Here is a 19114-nt window from a genome sequence, read left to right on the forward strand (position 1 = left end):
TGATAGGACTCCTACCCGCCCTACCGTAGGCGCCGCGTGTTTCGGGAATGCGACGGGCCCCGCGACGCGAGGCGCGTCGCGGGGCCCGTCCGGACGATCAGACGGTCGTGTAGCCGCCGTCGATCAGGTAGTACGCGCCCGTGACGAACGAGGCGTCCTCGCTCAGGAGGAAGCGGACGACCTTGGCGATCTCGTCGGCGCGGCCGAGGCGGCCGAGGGGGTGCTTCGCGACGAGGCCCTGCTTGATCTCGTCGGGTGCCCCGGCGAGGAGCGGCGTGTCGATGTAGCCCGGGCCGACGGCGTTGATGCGCAGGCCCTGGGGGCCGTACTCGGCGGCCGCGTTCTTGGTCACGCCGACGACCGCGTGCTTCGTCGCGGTGTACGCGCCGTTGCCGAGGGCGGCGACGGTGCCGTGGATCGAGGCCATGTTGACGATGGCGCCCTCCTCGGCGCCCGCCTCGAGGATCGCGGGCACCTGGTAGCGCATGCCGTACGCGACGCCGTTGAGATTGATGCCGACGACCGTGTCCCACGCGGCGATGTCCATCTCGCCGATCGGCGCGCTCGCGCCGCCGATGCCGGCGTTGTTGAACGCGTAGTTCAGCTTGCCGTAGGTCTCCTTCGCGAACGCGACGGCCTTCTCGCTGTCCTCGGCGACAGCGGTGTTGCCCTGGAACGCGGCGGCCTCCCCGCCCGCCGCCGCGATCTCGTTCACGACGCGCTGCGCGGCCTCGAGCTTGATGTCGGTGACGACGACCTTCACGCCGAGCGCCGCGAGCTCCTTCGCCGTCGCCTCGCCGATGCCCGATCCGCCGCCCGTGACGAGCGCGATCTTTCCGTCAAAACCCATTGTGGTCCTCCTTGGACTCCGTGAAGATGACGCGCGGGGCGCGCCAGGCGCGCTCTCGGGATATCGGCGCGCAGGCCGAGCCTACGCCTGTCGAAGAGCGTCGGGGCGCCCGGAAACGGTCAGGCTGCTGTGCGAAAATCGGCGAAATGAGCGCCACCACCTCCGCCCCACCGCGCGGACGCATCGATCGCTACTTCCGCATCACCGAGCGCGGCTCGACGATCGGCACGGAGGTCCGCGGCGGCCTCGTGACCTTCTTCGCCATGGCGTACATCGTCGTGCTGAACCCCCTCATCCTGGGGACGACGCCTGACGGCACGGGCGCGTTCCTCGGGGGTGGATCCGGAGACGGGTCCAACTTCGCCGCCATCGCCTCGGCGACCGCGCTGATCGCGGGGATCCTCTCGATCCTCATGGGCGTCGTCGCGAACTACCCGCTCGCGCTCGCCGCGGGCCTCGGGCTGAACGCGGTCGTCGCGTTCTCGATCGCGGGCATCGAGGGCGTCACGTGGGCCGACGCCATGGGCGTCATCGTCATCGAGGGCATCATCATCCTCGTGCTCGTGCTGACGGGCTTCCGCGAGGCCGTGTTCCGCGCCGTGCCGCAGGAGCTGAAGGTCGCGATCGGCGTCGGCATCGGGCTGTTCATCACGCTCATCGGCCTGGGCAACGCGGGCTTCGTGACGAACGAGGGGTCCACGATCCTCGCGCTCGGCAACCTCGGCACGCTCCCGATCCTCGTGTTCGTCGTCGGCCTCGTGCTGACGATCGTGCTGCACGTGCGGCGCGTCAAGGGCGCGCTGCTCATCTCGATCCTCGCCGCGACGGTCCTCGCGATCGTGCTCGAGAACACGCTGCACATCGGCCAGCGGTCGGAGGAGAACCCGGGCGGCTTCAACAGCGCCCCGACCTTCGACGGCGTGATGGCCGTGCCCGACTTCTCGCTGATCGGCCAGTTCGACCTGCTCGGATCCTTCCAGAGCATCGGCGCCGTCACGCTCGTCCTGCTCGTGTTCTCGCTGCTGCTCGCCGACTTCTTCGACACCATGGGCACGATGGTCGCCGTCGGCGCGGAGGCGCACCTGCTCGACGCCGACGGCAACCCGCCGAAGGCCCGGCGGATCCTCCTCGTCGACTCGGTCGGGGCGATCGCGGGCGGCGTGGGATCCGTCTCCTCGAACACCGCGTTCGTCGAGTCGAGCGCCGGGGTCGGCGAGGGCGCGCGCACGGGGCTCGCGTCGATCGTGACGGGCGTCGCGTTCTTGCTCGCGACCCTGTTCGCGCCGCTCGTCGCGCTCGTGCCCTACGAGGCGGCCGCGCCCGCGCTGGTGCTCGTTGGGTTCCTCATGATGACGCAGATCGCGGGTGTCGACTGGCGCAACCTCGACGTCGCGATCCCGGCGTTCCTCACGATCGTGATCATGCCGTTCACCTACTCGATCTCGGACGGCATCGGCGCGGGCTTCGTCGCGTTCGTCCTCGTGAAGCTCGCGCGCGGCCGGATCCGCGAGATCCACTGGCTGATGTGGCTCATCTCGATCCTCTTCGTGGTCTACTTCCTCCTCGACCCGATCCTGGCGCTCGTGTCGTAATACCCAGCGACAAGTCCACATTTCTCCGGTAAGTCTCACCGCCAGGCGGTGAGACTTACCGGAGAAATGTGGACTTAGGGGCGGGCGCGACGGAGTTACGCGCCGCCGGCGAGGCGCCACACCCGGTCGCGGGTGAAGGGCTGCTCGAAGGGGCGCGATCCGAGCGCGCGCGCGATCGCGTTTCCGAGCGCGGGCGCGACGGGGTTGTAGGGGCTCTCGCTCATGGACTTGGCGCCGAACGGCCCCAGGTCGTCGTGCGTCGTCGCGAACGAGATGTGCGTGACCGGCACGTCCACGAACTGCGGCACGCGGTATGCCCGAAACATGGGGTTCGTCACGCGCCCCTCCGCGAGGTGGATCTCCTCGTAGAGCGCGCCGCCGAGGCCCTGCGCGACGCCGCCCTCGATCTGCCCCACGCACTGCGCGGGGTTCAGCACCGTGCCCGCGTCGGCCGCGTGCACCTGTCGGAGCACCCGGACGGATCCGGTCTCCGGGTCGACCGCGACGCGGACGGCGTGCACGTTGAACGCGAGCGACCGCTTCTCGCCGAGTTCGGATCCGGTGGCCGTCTCGTCTTCCCGCGGCACGGATCCGCCGATTCGGTCCCGCAGCGCGAGCGCCGCCGCGTACAGCGCCTTGCCCGCGACGGTGAGGCCCGCCGACGCGAACGCCCCGGTGTCGTGCTCGACGACGTCGGTGTCGGCGTGGACGATGCGGACCCGGGCGACCGGGACGCCGAAGACGCTCGCGACGATCTGGCGGTGCACGGTCGTCGACCCGTTGCCGAACTCGGCGGTCCCGGTGCGGGCCGTGAAGGATCCGTCGGGGTGGGCGGTGACGGAGGCGTGCGCGACGTGCCCGAACGGCGCCATCGTCGCGATCATCGCCGCCGCGACGCCCTCGCCCACGAGCCACCCGGCGGGGGCCGGCACGTCGTCCGGTCCCGCGAGCGCGGCCTCGGCCTGGTCGAGGCACTGGTCGAGGCCGTACGAGCCCCACAGCGTGCCCGCGTCGATCTCGCCGGAGGCGTGCATGATTGGATCCCCGTCGCGGATCGCGTTGGCGCGCCGGAGCGCGAACGGATCCATTCCGAGGCGCTCCGCGACCATGTCGACCGCCGACTCCACGGCGAGGATGACCTGGCCCAGCCCGTACCCGCGGAAGGCGCCGGAGGGCGGGTTGTTCGTGTAGACGGCCTCCGCGTCGATCCGCACGGCGGGGACGTTGTAGAGCGACACCGACTCGGACAGCGCGTGGTGCATCACCCCGGAGGCGTGATTGCCGTATGCGCCGGTGTCGCTGAGCAGCTCGATGGCGATCCCGGTGAATCGGCCCGCGGCGTCGGCACCGAGACGCACCCGCGTGCGCATGGGGTGCCGGAAGCTCGACCGCAGGAACTCGTCCGTGCGGCTGAACTCGTACGCGACCGGCCGGCCCGTCGCGAGCACCGCGAGCGCGACGAGGTCCTCCGTGAAGATCTCCTGCTTGCCGCCGAAGCCGCCGCCGACCCGCGGCGCGAACACGCGCACGCGCTCCCGCTCCAGGCCGAACACGCGCGCGAGCTCGTTGCGCGTGAGGAACGGCACCTGCGTCGAGGAGCGGATCACGAGGGATCCGTCCTCCGCGAGCCAACCGACGGATCCGTGCGTCTCGAGCTGCGCGTGGATCGTGCGCCCGTTGCTCCACGTCTCGTCGATCACGACGGCGGATCCGGCGAGCGCGCCCTCGACGTCGCCGCGGCCCGTGTGCAGGTCGGCGACGACGTTGCGATTCGCGTCCGCGACCCGGTCTCCCGGCGTCCGCCCCGGGTGGATCACGGGGGCGCCGGGGGAGCGCGCCTCGTCCGGATCGAACACGGCCGGGAGCATCTCGTAGTCGACCTCGACGAGGCGGCACGCGTTGTCCGCGGCTTCGGCGGATTCCGCGACGACGGCCGCGACGCGCTGGCCGACGAAGCGCACGACGTCGTCGAGCATCCGGGTGTCCGCCGCGTCGTCCGTGTGGCGCTCGTGGCGGCCGGTCGAGTAGAGCACGTCCGGCGCGTCGGCGTGCGTGAACACGGCGACGACGCCCGGGTGCGCGAGCGCCGCGGCCGTGCGGATGGCGCGGATCCGCGCGTGCGGGTGCGGGGAGGTGACCACCCGCAGCACGAGCGTGCCCGCGGGCACCTCGTCGAACGTGAACGGCTCGAGCCCCTGGACCACGCGCCGCGCCGGTTCGGGGACGACCGACTCGCGCACGCCGCCCGCGCCCGTCTCGGCCACGGCGCCCGGCTCGGCCCGCGCGCCCGTCTCGCGCACGGGGCCGAGCGTGGACTCGATCGCCTCGCGGATCGGGCGATACCCCGTGCACCGGCAGAGGTTGCCCTTCAGGCGGCGGTCAAGATCGTCGGCGTCGTCGGGGCCCAGGCAGGCGGCCGTCACGCTCATGCCGGGCGTGCAGAAGCCGCACTGGAAGCCGAACCCCGTCGCGAGGGCCTCCTGCACGGGGTGCAGCTCGTCGCCCGGCGCGAGCCCCGCCGCGGTCGCAATGACGGATCCCTCCGCCCGCGCGGCGGGGATGAGGCAGGAGTGCACGGGGGATCCGTCGAGGATGACGGAGCACGCCCCGCAGTCGCCCGCGTCGCACCCCTTCTTGACCTCGGTGTGCCCGTGCTCCCGGAGGAGGGTGCGCAGGCACTGGCCGGGCCGCGGCGCGGTCTCGAGGGCGGAGCCGTTGACGTCGATTCTCATGCCAGGGCCTTTCGGACGCGTTCGGCGAGCACCTGGGTCACGCCGCGGCGCCAGTCGGCGGATCCGAGCGGATCCGTGTACCAGCCGCCCATGCCCGCGACGGCGGCGCGCAGCGCGTCGGCGCTCGGCGGGGCGGGAAAGCGCACGAGGCGCGGGGTGAGCGTGGCGGCCGTGACGGCGACGAGCGTGGATCCGTCCGGGTCGCGGCGCCCCGTCACGACGGCGCCCGAGCGGCCGTGCTCGGCGAGCGCCTCCTTCGCGAGCGCCGTGCGGCCCCGGAGCGCGGCGGCGGGAATGTCGATCGCGCGAATCACCTCGCCGCGCGCGAGCGTGTTCTCGCCGTTGCCGGCGGGGATCGCCGCGACGCTCGTGCGGCGCTCGCCGCCGTCGGGCGTATAGATGAGCGCCTCGGCATCGAACGCGACGGCCATCGACACCATTGCCGCGGCGGCATATGACCGGGCGATGTTGCCGCCGACGGTCGCCGTGTGCCAGATCTTGAACGAGGCGAGGAGCGCGTTCGCGGCCTCGCCGAACAGGGGGATGTTCGCGGCCTCGCCGTACGCGACGAGCTCGGCGATCGTGCAGGTCGCGGCGATGCGGAGCCCGCCACCCTGCGGTTCGATCGGGGCCCACCCCATCGCCTGCAGGTCGACGAGCCCCGTCACGTGCGGGTTCGCCTCGCTGAAGAGCCAGGTCCCGCCGCCGAGGACTTCCTCGCCGGGGGCGAGGGCGAGGTCCGCGCGCGACGCGGCGCGGCGGTAGGAGGTCACGGCCGTGAGGTCCACGATCACACCCCGCTCTCGGCGCAGGCGGCGGGCTCGGACGCGACGCGATCGCGGTGGAGGGGCCCGTCGAGGTCGCGCAGCGGCAGGCCGGATCCGCCGAAGCGCGCGGCGAGGATTTCGGCGAGGGCGGACACAGCCGTCTCCTCGGGGGAGGACCCGCCGAGGTCCAGCCCCAGCGGCGAGTGGATCCGGGCGATGTCTGCGGCGGCGACGCCCGCCTCGGCGAGGAGTTCGGCGCGCCGGCCGACGGTGCGGCGCGCGCCGAGCGCGCCGACGAACCCGACGGGGAGCGCGAGCGCCGCCGCGAGCGCGGGCACGTCGAGCCGCGTGTCGTGGGTCAGGACGACGACGGCCGTGCGGTGGTCAACGGGGCCCGGATTCGCCAGCAGGACTTGCGGCATCTCCACCCGTACCTCGGCGGCGTCGGGGAAGCGCTCGGGGGTGGCGAGCACGGACCACGGGTCGCAGACGGTCACGGCGTAGCCCGCGGCGGTCGCGACGCGGCACAGGGCGGCGGCGTGCTCGGTGGCGCCGAGGAGGATCAGCCGCGGGCGGGGCGCGCGGCTGAGGGCGAGGACGGGGCGTGCGCCCGCGAGCAGCCGCGTCTCGCGCAGGAGCGCCGCGGCCGCGAGCTCGGGGTGATCCGCGAGCTGGCCCGTCGCGAGGTCCATCCCGATCGTCGTGGCCTCGCCCCGCGCGGCCGGCGCGAGCGCCGCGGCGAGCGCGTCGTCGACCGCGTGCGCCAGCACGTCGACCTGCCCGCCGCAGGCGAGGCCGGCGGCGTGGGCCGTGTCGTCGTCGAAGCCGAAGCGTGCGGTGCGGGCGCACCCGTCGGCGAGAACGAGGTGCGCGAGCTCGACCGCGTCGCCCTCCACGCATCCGCCCGAGATGGATCCGATGATCTCGCCGTCGTCGCACACGGCCATGGCGGCGCCGAGCCCGCGCGGGGCGCTCCGGGCCACGTGGGTGACGGTCACGACGGCGACGCGCCGCCCGCGGGCGCGGCGGTCGAGGATCGGGCGGGCGAGGTCGAGCATCTGCCCAATGTAGGCGCCGCAGATTGCGGGTTTATTGCGGCCGCGCGGTGATGCCGCTCGGGGAATGTGCGCCGATTCGCGCACCGGCGGCCGCGGGGGAGTAGCGTCCGCGGGAGAAGGCGCAGCGCGCCGGTCACCGTCGACCGGCCCCGCCGAGATCACATCGGGAGAACGATGCGAAGTGTTGCGTGGGGATCGACCGGATCCTCGGTGCCGAACGTCGTCGCGGGGATGATGCGGATCCCCGAGAAGTCTGACGAGGAGATCCGCGAGCTGTACACCGCGGCGCGGGAGGCGGGGATCGACTTCTTCGACCACGCCGACCTGTACGGGTTCAACCACCCGGGCGGCGGCTATCACCTGTGCGAGCAGCGGTTCGCCGACGCGCTCGGCCTGTCGCCGTCGGAGCGGGAGGGCATCGTCCTGCAGACGAAGACCGGCATCGTCTCGGATCCGTGGGGCTACGACCACTCGTACGACCACATCGTGGCCTCGGCCGAGCGCTCGCTTGCGGCGCTGAAGACCGACTACCTCGACGTCCTCCTGCTGCACCGGCCGGACGCGCTCGTGGAGCCCGAGGAGGTCGCTCGCGCGTTCGACCACCTCGAGTCTTCCGGCAAGGTGCGCAGCTTCGGCGTCTCGAACCACACGCCGCGCCAGATCGACCTGCTGAAGACGGCGGTGACGCAGCCGATCGTCGCGAACCAGGTGCAGCTGTCGATCACCCACTCGACCCTCGTGGCCCAGGGCCTCTCGGCCAACATGGCCGACGTCGACGACGCGATCACCCGCGACGGCGGCGGGCTCGTCGAGTACGCGCGGATCCAGGGCATCACCCTGCAGGCGTGGTCGCCGTTCCAGGCCAGCTTCGGGACCGGCGTGTTCCTCGGCTCGCCCGAGTACCCGGAGCTGAACGCCGAGATCGATCGGCTCGCCGCGAAGTACGGCGTGGATCCGATGGCGATCGCCGTCGCGTGGATCACGCGCCACCCCGCGGGGATCCAGGTCGTGCTCGGCACGACGACGCCGGCGCGCGTGACCGCGGCGGCGGAGGGGAGCGACCTGCCGCTGACCCGCGGCGAGTGGTACTCGCTCATCCGCGCGGCCGGGCACAACGTTCCCTGAGCCGTGCTCGTCCCATTACCGTGAGGGCATGCATGCGGTGACGGGGGTCGTGCTCGCCGGCGGCGCCGGGCGGCGCTTCGGCGGGCCCAAGGCGCTCGCCCGGGCGGCGGACGGGACGCCGTGGCTCGCGCGCGCTGTGCGCGCGCTCGCGGGCGGCGGCGTGGCCGACGTTGTCGTCGCCCTCGGCGCCCGGGCGGACGACGCGCGCGCCCTCGTCCCGCGGGGCGCGCGCGTCGTCCACGCGGCCGACTGGGAGCGCGGCGTGTCCGCGACGCTCCGGGCGGCCCTGGCCGCGGCGGGCGGATCCGTGCTCGTTATCCCCGTCGACACCCCGGACCTGCCCGCGGCGGCGGTGGCGCGGATCCTCGCGGCCGCCGAGGGCCCCGACGCGCTCGTGCAGGCGACGTATGGGGGCCGGCCGGGCCATCCCGTGCTGATCGGATCCGCGCACGTCGCCCCGCTCGCCGCGCAGCTCGCGGGGGACCGCGGCGCGCGCAGCTACCTCGCGTCACACGGCGTCCGCGAGATCCCGTGTGACGACCTCTTCTCGGGCGAGGACATCGACACCCCTCGCCCCTAAGTCCACATTTCTCCGGCACGTCTCCGTGGATTCCACGGAGACGTGCCGGAGAAATGTGGACTTGTCTGGGGGCGGGGGCGTGCGGGGGCTCAGCCGCCCAGGACGATGTTGGCCGGGCGCTCGCCGCGGGCGAGGCGCTCGGCCTGGCTCGCCACGAGGCGCGCGATGCGGGGGCGCATGGCGGCCGAGAGCCCGCCCACGTGCGGCGCGACGAACACGCCGTCGAGGCCCCACAGCGGGTGGTCGGCGGGCAGCGGCTCGGGGTCGAAGACGTCGCTCGCGACGCGGATCCGTCCGCGCGTGACGTGATCGACGAGGGCGTCGGTGTCGAACGTCGGGCCGCGGCCCACGTTGACGACGAGGGCGCCGTCGGGGAGCGCGGCCAGCGCGGCGTCGTCGATGAGGTGCCGCGTCGCGGGGCCGCCCGGGAGGACGTTGACGAGGATGTCCGCGCCCGCGAGCAGGCCGGTCAGCTCATCGATGCCGTGCACCTCGACGCCGTCCTCGACGCGGGCGCGGGACGCCACGGGCACCACGTCGACCTCGAAGGGCGCGAGTCGGGTCGCGATCGCCTTGCCGACGCCGCCGTAGCCGAGCAGGACGATGCGCTTGTCCGCGAGGCCCGGCGTCCACTCGGCGCGCCACTCGGCACGATCTTGGCGGCGCACGACGTCGTCGAGGCCGCGCTGGGCGACGAGGAGCAGGCCGAGCGTGAGCTCCGCCGTGGCCGTCTCGTGCACGCCCGTGCCGTTCGCGTAGACGAGGCCCTCGGGCAGGACGTCCGCGACGCCGTCGAAGCCGATCGCCTGGCCCTGCACGAGGCGCGGCCGGATCGTCTCCAGCGCGCGCAGCATGGATCCCTGCTTCATGTAGGGCGGCACGACCATGCCGATGTCGTCGCGCGGAGCCTCTCCGTCCTCCCACAGCACGATCTCGATGCCGAGCGAGGGGTCGACGAGCGCCCGCACGTCTTCGGCGAGCTGCTGGGTGGGCACGGAAACGACGAGAGAGGAGGTCATGGTGCGAGCGTATCGCCGGCGGGGCCCCTGCCGGCCGTTCACCGGGCGGACACCCGTGCGTCACCGGGACGGCGAGGCCGCCGTGTTCACTGCCCGGATGAGGATCCTGCGCGCCGCCACCCCGCTCCTCCTCCTTGCGGTCCTGGCGGGCTGCGGAGGAGCGGCGGATCCCGCCCCGCCCGCGGCCGCACCCGTCCTCCCCGCGGACCCCGTCCCCGGCGCCACGACGCTCGCCGCGCCGCCGGACGCGGACGCGTTTCCCGCCCTCCCCGGGGCAACGCTCGCCATCGTGCTCCGCGCGGACGAGGCCGGGGCAGCCACGATGCGCGACGCGGCGGTGGCGCTGGCGGCAGACGCGGGCGTCGACGCCGACGTGTTTGCCGCGCCGACGCCCGACGCGGACGGCGTAGCCGCGGCGCTCGCGGAGGCCCTCGCGGCGGATCCGGACGTCGTGGTCGGCCTCGGCGCCGGCGTCGTCGACGTGTTCTCGCTCGAGTCCGCCCAGCTCCTCGATCGGTCCTTCCTCCTCGTCGGCGCGCAGGTGGCGGAGCCGACCGAGAACGTCACCGCCGTCGTGTGGGACGGCGCGACGTCGCGCGGATCCGCCGCGAGCGCGGACGGAGCGCTCGACCCCAGCACCGTCACGGACTCCCGCGCCCGCGCGGCGCTCGTCGCGGGCCTCGACGCGGTCTGGGCGGGGGACACCGGCGGCGTGATTCTGCTGAGCGCGGGGTAACCCTTCGCCTGCGCGTTACGCAACGTTCCACAAAATATCGCGTGCGGGCCACACCCGGTCTCCACCGTTACACGGGGCGCCTCGGCGACCTTCCGCACAGACGAAGACAACTCGAGATTGGTATGTGACACCTTGCATAGCAGCAGACCGGCCCCGCCCGACGGCGCGGCCAGAACGGCACGGATCCCCCTGGGGCGGCGCGGCATCGCCGGCGCCCTCCTCCTCACGCTGTCGACGGGCTCCCTTGCGGCGGTCACCCTCCCGGCGTCCGCCGCGACCGGACCCGTGGCGCAGGCCGCGAGCGACGGCACCGTCGCCGAGGCCCTCCGAATCGAGGCCGAGAGCTACACCGGCAACAACGGCGGCGGCACCAAGACCGAGACGTCCACTGACGCGGTCGGCGAGTCGCTCGGCAACGTGGGCGGCACCTGGGACGGCGCGGAGATCTCGTACGACGCCGTGGACTTCGGCGAGATCGCACCGGAGCAGCTCACGGTGCGCTACGTCAACAACTCGAGCCGCGTGGGGCAGAACGCCTCGCTCGACTTCTACCTCGACGACACGTCCGAGGCGAACAAGCTCGTGACCGTCGACCTGCCCGTGACGGGGTCGAACTGGAACGCCTACGACACGGTGTCCGTTGACCTGCCTGCCGAGGTGACCGGCGAGCACACGCTCATCGTCGTGATGCACGCGACGACCGACGACGCGCACCCCTACGTCGGCAACTTCGACTGGTTCGAGTTCGGCCCCGCGCCGATCGAGCTCCCGGACGCGTACCTCGACACGGACTCGACCTGGCGCTACTCGGACAACAACACGGATCCCTCCGGCGACGGATCCCTCTCCTGGACGCTCGCCGACTTCGACGACGCGGCCTGGAAGACGGGCACGGGGAGCTTCGGCTCGAAGCGCGGCGCGGCCGACCTCGGCGGCGGTTTCGTCGCGAACACGCTGCTCACCTACACCCAGCCCGGATCCTCGGACACGGTCCAGACGTACCACTTCCGGACCGACGTGGACATCTCCGCGGCGGAGCTCGCCGAGATCGGCGCCCTCGACGGCACCGTGACCTACGACGACGCGATCCGGATCTACGTCAACGGCGAGCAGGTGGCCGGGTACGAGGACGGGCGCGTCGACGAGGCGGCCAACCCGAACCTGACGTACGCGGGCAACAGCAACGGCAACCCCATCACGAGCTCGTTCCACGTGCCGGCGGAGCTCCTCCACGCGGGCGAGAACACCGTCTCGGTGGCGCTCTACCAGGACCGCGAGTCGAGCAGCGACATCTACTTCGACCTCTCGGAGCTCGCGCCCGTCGAGGCCGCGGCACCGGCCGAGATCTCGGACGTCGTCCTCGGCGTCGGCGAGACGGAGGCCGCGCGCAACCTCGCCTGGTACTCGAACGTCGACGTCGCGCAGGTCGCGCAGCTCGCGCCGGCGGCGGATGTCGCGGACGGCGTCTTCCCCGCCTCGGCCGCGACCATCGAGCCGTCCGCGGCGGGCGGTACCTCGAGCGGTGAGTTCTTCCGCGACGTCGAGTTCACGGACCTCGCGGAGAACACGGAGTACGCCTACCGCGTCGGAAGCGACGACACTGGCTGGTCGGACGTCTACACCTTCCGCACGCAGGCGTTCTCGGGCGACTTCGAGTTCCTGTTCTTCGGGGACCCCCAGGTCGGCGCGTCCGGCAACCTCGCTAACGACGAGGCCGGCTGGGTCGACACGATGAACATCGCGACGGAGAGCTACCCCGACGCCGAGATGATTTTCTCGGCCGGCGACCAGGTCAACACCGCCTCCAGCGAGGCCGAGTACAGCGCCTTCCTCGCCCCGGAACAGCTCACGAGCGTGCCGCTCGTCGCGACCAACGGCAACCACGACGTGGGGTCGAAGGCGTACGAGCAGCACTTCAACCTGCCGAACGAGGACCTCACGGCCGGCGCGGCGTCGAGCGGCTCGAGCTCCGGCGGTGACTACTGGTTCATCTACAAGGACGTTCTGTTCCTGAACATCAACTCGAACAGCCGCGACTACGCCTCGCACAACGCCTTCATGGAGCAGGTCATCGCGGAGCACGGCGACGAGGCCACCTGGAAGGTGCTCGCCTTCCACCACTCGATCTACTCGGTCGCGTCGCACGCGTTCGACGGCGATATCCTCGATCGCCGCACGAACATGCCGCAGACGATCTCGGAGCTCGGGTTCGACGTCGTGCTCATGGGCCACGACCACAACTACACCCGCAGCTACCTCATCGAGAACGGCGAGCTCGCCGACGCGCAGGAGATCGCGGGCCAGGCCACGGTCGAGGCGAAGGACGGCGAGGTGCTGTACCTCACGGCCAACTCGGCGAGCGGATCCAAGTACTACAACACGACGGCTCCGGACGCCTGGTACTCCTCGGTCATGAACCAGGAGAAGGTGCGCAACTACTCGGTCATCGAGGTAACCGACAGCGACATGACGCTGCGCACGCTCCGCAGCGAGGCGAACGGCGCCGAGAGCCCCGTGAACAGCGTGGTCGACGAGGTCGTGCTGACGCGCGACGCCGCCCCCGAGCTCACGGTCCCCGCCGACGGCGAGATCGAGCTGGGTGCGTCGTTCGACGCGCTCGAGGGTGTTTCGGCAGTCGACAACGTCGACGGAATCCTCACGGAGTCCGTCACGATCGAGGGCACGGTCGACGTCGCAGTCGCGGGGACCTACGTTCTCACCTACCGCGTGGAGGATGCGCGCGGCAACGAGACGACGCACGAGCGCACGGTGACGGTCGTCGCCGCGGCCGACGACGCGGATGCCGAGGGCGACGCGGACGGGTCCGGTTCGGATGCGGACGCCGAGGGCGCCGCGGACGGATCCGGTTCGGATGCGGACGCCGAGGGCGCCGCGGACGGATCCGGTTCGGATGCGGATGCTGAGGGTGCCGCGGACGGGTCCGGTTCGGATGCGGATGCCGAGGGCACCGCGGACGGTGCCGGTTCGGGCGCGGATGGTGACGGCGCCGCGGACGAGCGGCCGGCCTTCACCCCGGCGGCCCCCGTCGCGAACGGTGCCGACCTCCCGGCGGCGCTCGAGGGTGTGATCGGCGCGTCGGTCTCGGGCGACGTCCTGAGCCTGACGGGCCTCGAGCCCGGCGCCTGGGCCTACGCCTACGGTTACTCGTCGCCCGTGGGCCTCGGGTGGGCGCTCGCGGACGCCGACGGCCAGGCGACGCTGAACCTCGCGGGCGTGCTGTCGGCGGGCGAGCACCGCATCGCCGTGCTCGACGCTGACGGCGAGCTCGTCGGGTGGTCCACCGTCACCGTCGCGGACGCCGCGACGGACGAGGACGCGGCGTCCGACGACGCCCTCCTCCCCACGGGCGCCGAGCAGGCAGGCACGGTGCTCGCCGCCGGCATCGCCGTTCTGCTGCTCGCCGCGGGCGCGGTCCTCTTCTGGGCCCGCCGCCGCGCGATTTCCTAGCGCAACCCACACCGGCGCCGGGCCCCAAGGCCCGGCGCCGGTGCCACGCCTCCCTCCCACTCTTCAGAAAGACACGCATGTCTCCCTCCCTCCGCGCGTCCGCGCTCGTGACCGCCGCCGCTGTCCTCGGCGCGACGCTCGTCCCCGCACCGGCGCTGGCGGCCGAGCCGGCGCCCGCCGCGCCCGACCTGACGGAGTGGGTGAACGCCTTCGTCTCGACCGAGGACGACTTCGGCCAGGACCTCCCCGGTGCCGAGGCGCCGAACTCGATCGTCAAGATCAACCCCATGACCGCGCCCGGCCGGGCGCACAGCGGCTACGACTACGCCGCGGACCAGATCGCCGGCTTCACGCACACGAACCTCAACGGTGTGGGCGGATCCGGCGGCGGCGGCGACCTCCTCGTCGTGCCGACCTACGAGACCTACACCGACCGCCCCGCGACGTCGACGTACGCGGCGGGCTTCTCGCACGACGAGGAGGAGGCCGAGCCGGGCTACTACGGCGCGCTCCTGGAGGGCGCGGGGGACGCGACGATCCTCGCCGAGGCGACGACCGACGTGCGGACGGGCCAGGACCGCTTCACCTTCTCCCACGCGGGCACGGCGTCGATCGTCGTCGACCTGCGCAACAACTTCACGCGCCGCAACTCCGCGACCCTCGACGTCGAGGAACTCCCGGACGGCCGCGTCGCGCTGTCCGGCGCGTTCGGCGGGCACTTCAACGGCTACGACTACGAGATGTTCTATCGCGTCGAAACGACCGACGCGGTCGAGGGTGTGCAGACATGGGGCGGATCCGGATCCCTCACCCCGGCCGCGCACCGCGACGGCACCGACATCGGCGCGGTGCTCGAGGTGGGCGTCGCCGCTGGCGAGGAGGTCGGACTGCGGGTGGCGGTCTCGCCGATCAGCGCCGAGCAGGCCGAAATCGACCTCGCCGCGGAGATGGGCGAGCGCACGTTCGACGAGGTGCGGGCGGACACGTCGGACGCGTGGAACGACATCCTCGGCCGACTCGCCGTGACCGCGTCCGACGCGAGCGATCCGGACGGCGAGCTGCAGACGCTGTTCTACACGCACCTCTACCGCCTGTTCGGCATGCCGATGAACGCGACGAGCACAAGCGGCACGTACCGCGGCCTGGACGGGGCGATCCACGAGGCCGACGGGTACACGCACTACGACGGGTGGGCGCTCTGGGACGACTTCCGCAAGTACGAGATCCTCGCCATCGGCTATCCGGAGGTGTTCCGCGACATCGCGCAGTCGCTCGTCGACCTCTACGCCTCCTTCGCCGACAGCGGGCGCGGGTCCCTCTCGAGCACCGTGCACGCGGTGCCGACCGTGCGCTTCGAGCGCGCCGCCGTCGTGATCGCCGACGCCGTCGCCAAGGGCGCCGAGCTCGACGGGCTCGCGGACGCGTGGCCCGCGCTCGTCTCGCAGTCGGCGGGCGGCTACGCCGACGCCGACAATGTACGCCGCGGCTACATCGCCAACGAGGTCGACGACACCCTAGGGACGGCCTACGACGACCAGGCGATGGCGACGATCGCGGAGGCGCTCGGCCGCGACGAGGACGCGGCCGCCTACCGGCTCCGCGCCGCAAACTGGACGAATCTCTTCCGGGAGGACGCCGTGACGCTCGCCGACGGGACGCGCTCCGGTCTTGTGTTCCCGAAGGACGCCGCGGGGCGCTGGGCGGACGTGGATCCGGAGCGCTTCGAGGTGGGGAACGTGTACCAGGGCACCCTCTGGCAGTACAACTGGTACGCCGCGGGCGACATGGGCGGAATGGTCGATCTGATGGGCGGTGAGGCACAGGCGGGCGAGGCGCTCAGCTTCATGTTCGGCGAGCACGCGCCGGACGACGGCAGCCGCATGCTGCACTCCAACGCCAACGAGATCGACCTGCAGGCTCCCTACCTGTTCAACTACGTCGGCGAGCCGGCGAAGACCCAGTACTGGGTCCGCAACATCTACACGAAGGAGACCTGGAACCGGTACATCGCGACGGGCTCCACGCACGAGGCGCCCTCGTCGAACGGCGAGTTCACGCCCGCGGTCAAGACGCGCGTGTTCTCCAATTCTCCGCAGGGCTTCCTCCCCACGATGGACAACGACGCGGGCACCATGTCCTCCACCTTCGTGGCCGCCGCGCTCGGGCTGTTCCCCGTGCACGCCGGATCCGACGAGTACCAGATCGGCACGCCGTTCTTCGACAACGTGCGCATCACCTACGACACGGGGCGCACCTTCGACATCACGGCCCGCGGCGTCACGCCCGACGCCTTCTACATTCAGGACGCCGAGCTGAACGGCGAGCCGTTCGACCGCACGTGGGTCACGTACGACCAGCTCACTTCCGGAGGGTCCCTCGTCTTCTCGATGGGGACGGATCCGTCGGGCTGGGCCGCGGACGGCGTCGCGCCCTCGTCGCTGAGCGACGACCTCCCGAGCTCCGTGTACGACGCCGCGAGCGCCGTCGTCGTGAGCGGGCGGGAGTTCACCGAGGCGGCCGCGGGCGACGGATCCGTCGACACCGAGATCGGCCTCACGCTGCGCAACGGATCCTTCGCGGGACGCGACGGCGAGGACCTCGTCGCCTCCGGCGCCATCACGGCGAGCGGGGTTCCCGACGGGCTCACCCTCACCGCCGTGCGCGAGGGCGACCGGGCCGTGACGCTCGCCCTCGCGGGGCAGGCGGCGGCCTCGGGGACGCTCGACAGCGTCGATGATCTCGTCGTCGCGGTCTCCGACGCGGCGTTCGCCTCCCCGCCATCGACCGGCTCGCGCGACTTCGCGCTCAAGGTGACCTTCGACGGGGCCACGCTCCGCGCGGAGCCCGGCCGGGTCCTCGCCACTCCCGCGGGCGTCGTGGACGCCGAGCTCCTTGTCACGCTGAGCGGCGCTCGGTTCGCCGGCGAGGCGGGCCGCGACCTCGTGGCAGACGGGCTGCTCGCGCTGCCGGGGCTCCCGGCCTCGATTTCCGCGGCTGCCGAGGTGCGAGACGCTTCGACGCTCGCACTGACGCTCACGGGCGACCTGGGTGACGCCGAGCGCGCGTCGTTCGCGCTGCGGTTCGCCGACGAGGCACTGACGGGCACGACGGCCGCGGCACTCCGCGGCGACGGTGTCTCCGGCCTCGGTACGCTCGCGATCGTCCGGGATCCGCAGTGGCGCGCTCGCCTCGCAGAGCTCGCCGACGAGGCGGGTCTCGTGGTCCCGGGCGCGTACGCCCCCGCCGCGTTCGCCGCGTTCGACGCGGCGCGCGAGGAGGCGGCCGGCGTCCTTGCCGACGAGGGCGCGACCGAAGCCGCGCTGCGCGATGCGTTCTCCGCGCTCCGACGCGCGGCCGACGCGCTCGAAATCGCGCCCACGCCATACCGCCTCCTCGAGGCGGAGGCCTTCGACGCGTGGTCGGGCGGATCGCTCAAGGTTGAGTCCGGCACCGACGCGACGGGCTCCGGCCTGACGAACCTCGGCGGTGTCCTGCCGGGGAGCTGGCTGTCCTACTCCGGGCTCGACTTCGCGGGGTCCGCTCCCGAGAGCGTCCTCGTCCGCTACGTGAACAACAGCGGGCGCAGCGCGGCCGATGCGACGCTCGAACTCCGGCTCGACGCGCCGGACGGACCGCTCGTGCAGTCCATCGCCACGCCCGCGACGGCGTCGACCTGGAACGGATACGCCACGATCGACGTGCCCCTCGACGACGACGCGCGCGACGCGCTCGCCGGATCCCACGACCTGTACGTCGTGTTCGAGGGCACGGTGGGAACGAATCCCTGGCTCATCAACCTCGACTGGATCCGTTTCGCCGCGGGAGGCGAGGCAGAGGAGATCGCGCCGGTGCGCATCCAGGCCGAGGCCTACACGTCGGACAACGGCGGCGGCCTCGCGAAGGAGGGCACGGCCGAGCAGGGCAACGTCGGGGGCACGTGGGACGGCGGTGAGCTCACCTACGCGTTGGTCGACCTCGGGGAGGACCCCCTCGCCGCGCTCACCGTGCGCACCTCGACCCGCGACGAGCGCATGGGCGAGAACCCGAGGCTCGAGTTCTTCCTCGACGGAGCGCCCGTCGCGGAGGTGGCCCTGCCGCTGACGGGCGGGTGGGGCGCGTGGCAGGAGACGACCGTCGAGCTGGCGGAGCCCGTGTCCGGGATCCACGAGCTCGTCGTCGTGATGCGCGCGGATCCGATCCCGGGCCGCGACTACCAGTACGTGTCGAACCTCGACTGGTACGAGTTCGCGCCCGCGGCCGGGGCTGTCCCGGCGGTGGACCGGACGGCGCTCCTCGCGGCGATCGACGAGGCGGGCGGGATCGAGGCGGTTCCCGAGCGCTACATCCCCATCGACTTCGCGGTCTTCGCGGCCGCGCTCGCCGACGCTCGCCGCATCGCCGGCCTCGCCGAGAGCGACCAGGCCGACGTCGACGAGGCCGCGCGCGTGCTCGGCCTCGCGTCGGGGCAGCTCGAGTGGCGGCCGGTGCGGGAGCTCCCGGCGCTGATCGCGCGCGCCGAGGCGATCGACACGGCGCCCTACACCCGCGAGAGCGCCGACGCGCTCGCCGCGGCTCTCGTGGCCGCACGGGCGACGACGGGCGGCGCGGATTACGCCGCCTTCGATGCGGCGGTATCCGGGCTGCGCGCCGGGATCGCGGGCCTCGCGCTCGCGGAGGAGCCGGGCGACGGCTCCGGGGGCGCGGACGGTGGGTCCGGCGGCGACGCCGGGGCGGGGTCCGACCCCGGGTCCGACGCGGACGGTGCGGGGTCGGACTCGGGTGGCGCGGGCTCCGACGGATCCGCGGGTTCCGGCTCCGGGGGCGACGCCGCGGGAGCGGGCGGCGCTGAAACGGGGCCCGACGCGGGCGGATCCGCCGGTTCCGGAGCGGACGGCTCGGCCGCGGGAGCTGACGGCGCGGGCTCCGGATCCGAGGGTGCCGAGGGCAGCGGATCCGGCGCGACGACGGAGGCGGCAACAACCCCGGGCGCGACCGACGGCCTCCTCGCGACAGGAGCGGACCGTGCGGGCGTGTGGGTCGCAGGCGGACTCGCGGGGCTACTCCTGATCGCGGCGGGCGCGATCTTCGCGATCCGCCGCCGCGCCTAACCGCCCGCCACACAACACAACGCAGTCAATTTTCGTCGCGATGGCCCCGGATCCGCGCGAAGCGGCCGGGACGCCCGAA

At 72.7% G+C, this 19114-nt stretch carries 11 protein-coding genes; 6 read left to right on the plus strand and 5 right to left on the minus strand.

Features of this window, described 5'->3' with window-relative positions; translation table 11 throughout:
* Positions 1-97 precede the first annotated feature (97 nt).
* Positions 98-850, minus strand: coding sequence for an SDR family NAD(P)-dependent oxidoreductase (locus GJQ66_RS06685; RefSeq protein WP_155048586.1), 753 nt, complete (start codon positions 848-850; stop codon positions 98-100).
* 146 nt (positions 851-996) lie between these two features.
* Here GJQ66_RS06685 and GJQ66_RS06690 point away from each other — a divergent pair, with 146 nt between their 5' ends.
* Positions 997-2442, plus strand: a complete 1446-nt coding sequence (locus GJQ66_RS06690; RefSeq protein WP_155048587.1) for an NCS2 family permease — start codon at positions 997-999, stop codon at positions 2440-2442.
* Positions 2443-2537: 95 nt separating this feature from the next.
* Here the strand turns inward: GJQ66_RS06690 and GJQ66_RS06695 are convergent, their stop codons facing one another.
* The 3 genes from GJQ66_RS06695 to GJQ66_RS06705 are packed head-to-tail and all read right to left on the minus strand — an operon-like array spanning position 2538 to position 6999.
* Entirely contained in the window at positions 2538-5174 is a 2637-nt protein-coding gene (locus GJQ66_RS06695) for a molybdopterin-dependent oxidoreductase (RefSeq protein ID WP_155048588.1), read from the minus strand.
* Positions 5171-5968 (minus strand): FAD binding domain-containing protein, encoded by a 798-nt coding sequence (locus GJQ66_RS06700; protein ID WP_368732752.1) that lies wholly within the window; start codon positions 5966-5968, stop codon positions 5171-5173. The genes GJQ66_RS06695 and GJQ66_RS06700 overlap by 4 nt, the downstream gene beginning before the upstream one ends.
* Complete coding sequence (locus GJQ66_RS06705; protein ID WP_155048590.1) at positions 5965-6999, minus strand: XdhC family protein; 1035 nt, start codon at positions 6997-6999, stop codon at positions 5965-5967. The genes GJQ66_RS06700 and GJQ66_RS06705 overlap by 4 nt, the downstream gene beginning before the upstream one ends.
* 174 nt (positions 7000-7173) lie before the next feature.
* Between GJQ66_RS06705 and GJQ66_RS06710 the strand changes: the two genes are divergently transcribed.
* Together GJQ66_RS06710 and GJQ66_RS06715 are read left to right on the plus strand one after the other, a co-directional pair.
* The gene (locus GJQ66_RS06710) at positions 7174-8124 is read left to right on the plus strand and encodes an aldo/keto reductase family oxidoreductase (protein WP_155048591.1); all 951 of its coding nucleotides are present in this window, start codon (positions 7174-7176) and stop codon (positions 8122-8124) included.
* Between the two features lie 28 nt (positions 8125-8152).
* On the plus strand, positions 8153-8704 hold the full coding sequence (locus GJQ66_RS06715) for an NTP transferase domain-containing protein (protein WP_155048592.1): 552 nt from the start codon (positions 8153-8155) through the stop codon (positions 8702-8704).
* A gap of 89 nt (positions 8705-8793) precedes the next feature.
* Here GJQ66_RS06715 and GJQ66_RS06720 read toward each other — a convergent pair whose 3' ends face one another.
* Positions 8794-9723 (minus strand): NAD(P)-dependent oxidoreductase, encoded by a 930-nt coding sequence (locus GJQ66_RS06720; protein ID WP_155048593.1) that lies wholly within the window; start codon positions 9721-9723, stop codon positions 8794-8796.
* Positions 9724-9820: 97 nt separating this feature from the next.
* Between GJQ66_RS06720 and GJQ66_RS06725 the strand changes: the two genes are divergently transcribed.
* The 3 genes from GJQ66_RS06725 (at position 9821) to GJQ66_RS06735 (ending at position 19035) form a co-directional block, all read left to right on the plus strand.
* Entirely contained in the window at positions 9821-10459 is a 639-nt protein-coding gene (locus GJQ66_RS06725) for a BMP family ABC transporter substrate-binding protein (protein ID WP_155048594.1), read from the plus strand.
* 132 nt (positions 10460-10591) lie between these two features.
* Positions 10592-13927, plus strand: coding sequence for an immunoglobulin-like domain-containing protein (locus tag GJQ66_RS06730; RefSeq protein ID WP_196215827.1), 3336 nt, complete (start codon positions 10592-10594; stop codon positions 13925-13927).
* A gap of 77 nt (positions 13928-14004) precedes the next feature.
* Positions 14005-19035: a glycoside hydrolase domain-containing protein gene (locus GJQ66_RS06735; protein ID WP_155048596.1), complete on the plus strand. Its 5031-nt coding sequence runs from the start codon at positions 14005-14007 to the stop codon at positions 19033-19035.
* The last annotated feature ends 79 nt before the right edge of the window (positions 19036-19114 follow it).

This window comes from Microbacterium sp. ZXX196 (genome assembly GCF_009709595.1).
Taxonomy (GTDB): Bacteria; Actinomycetota; Actinomycetes; order Actinomycetales; family Microbacteriaceae; genus Microbacterium; species Microbacterium excoecariae.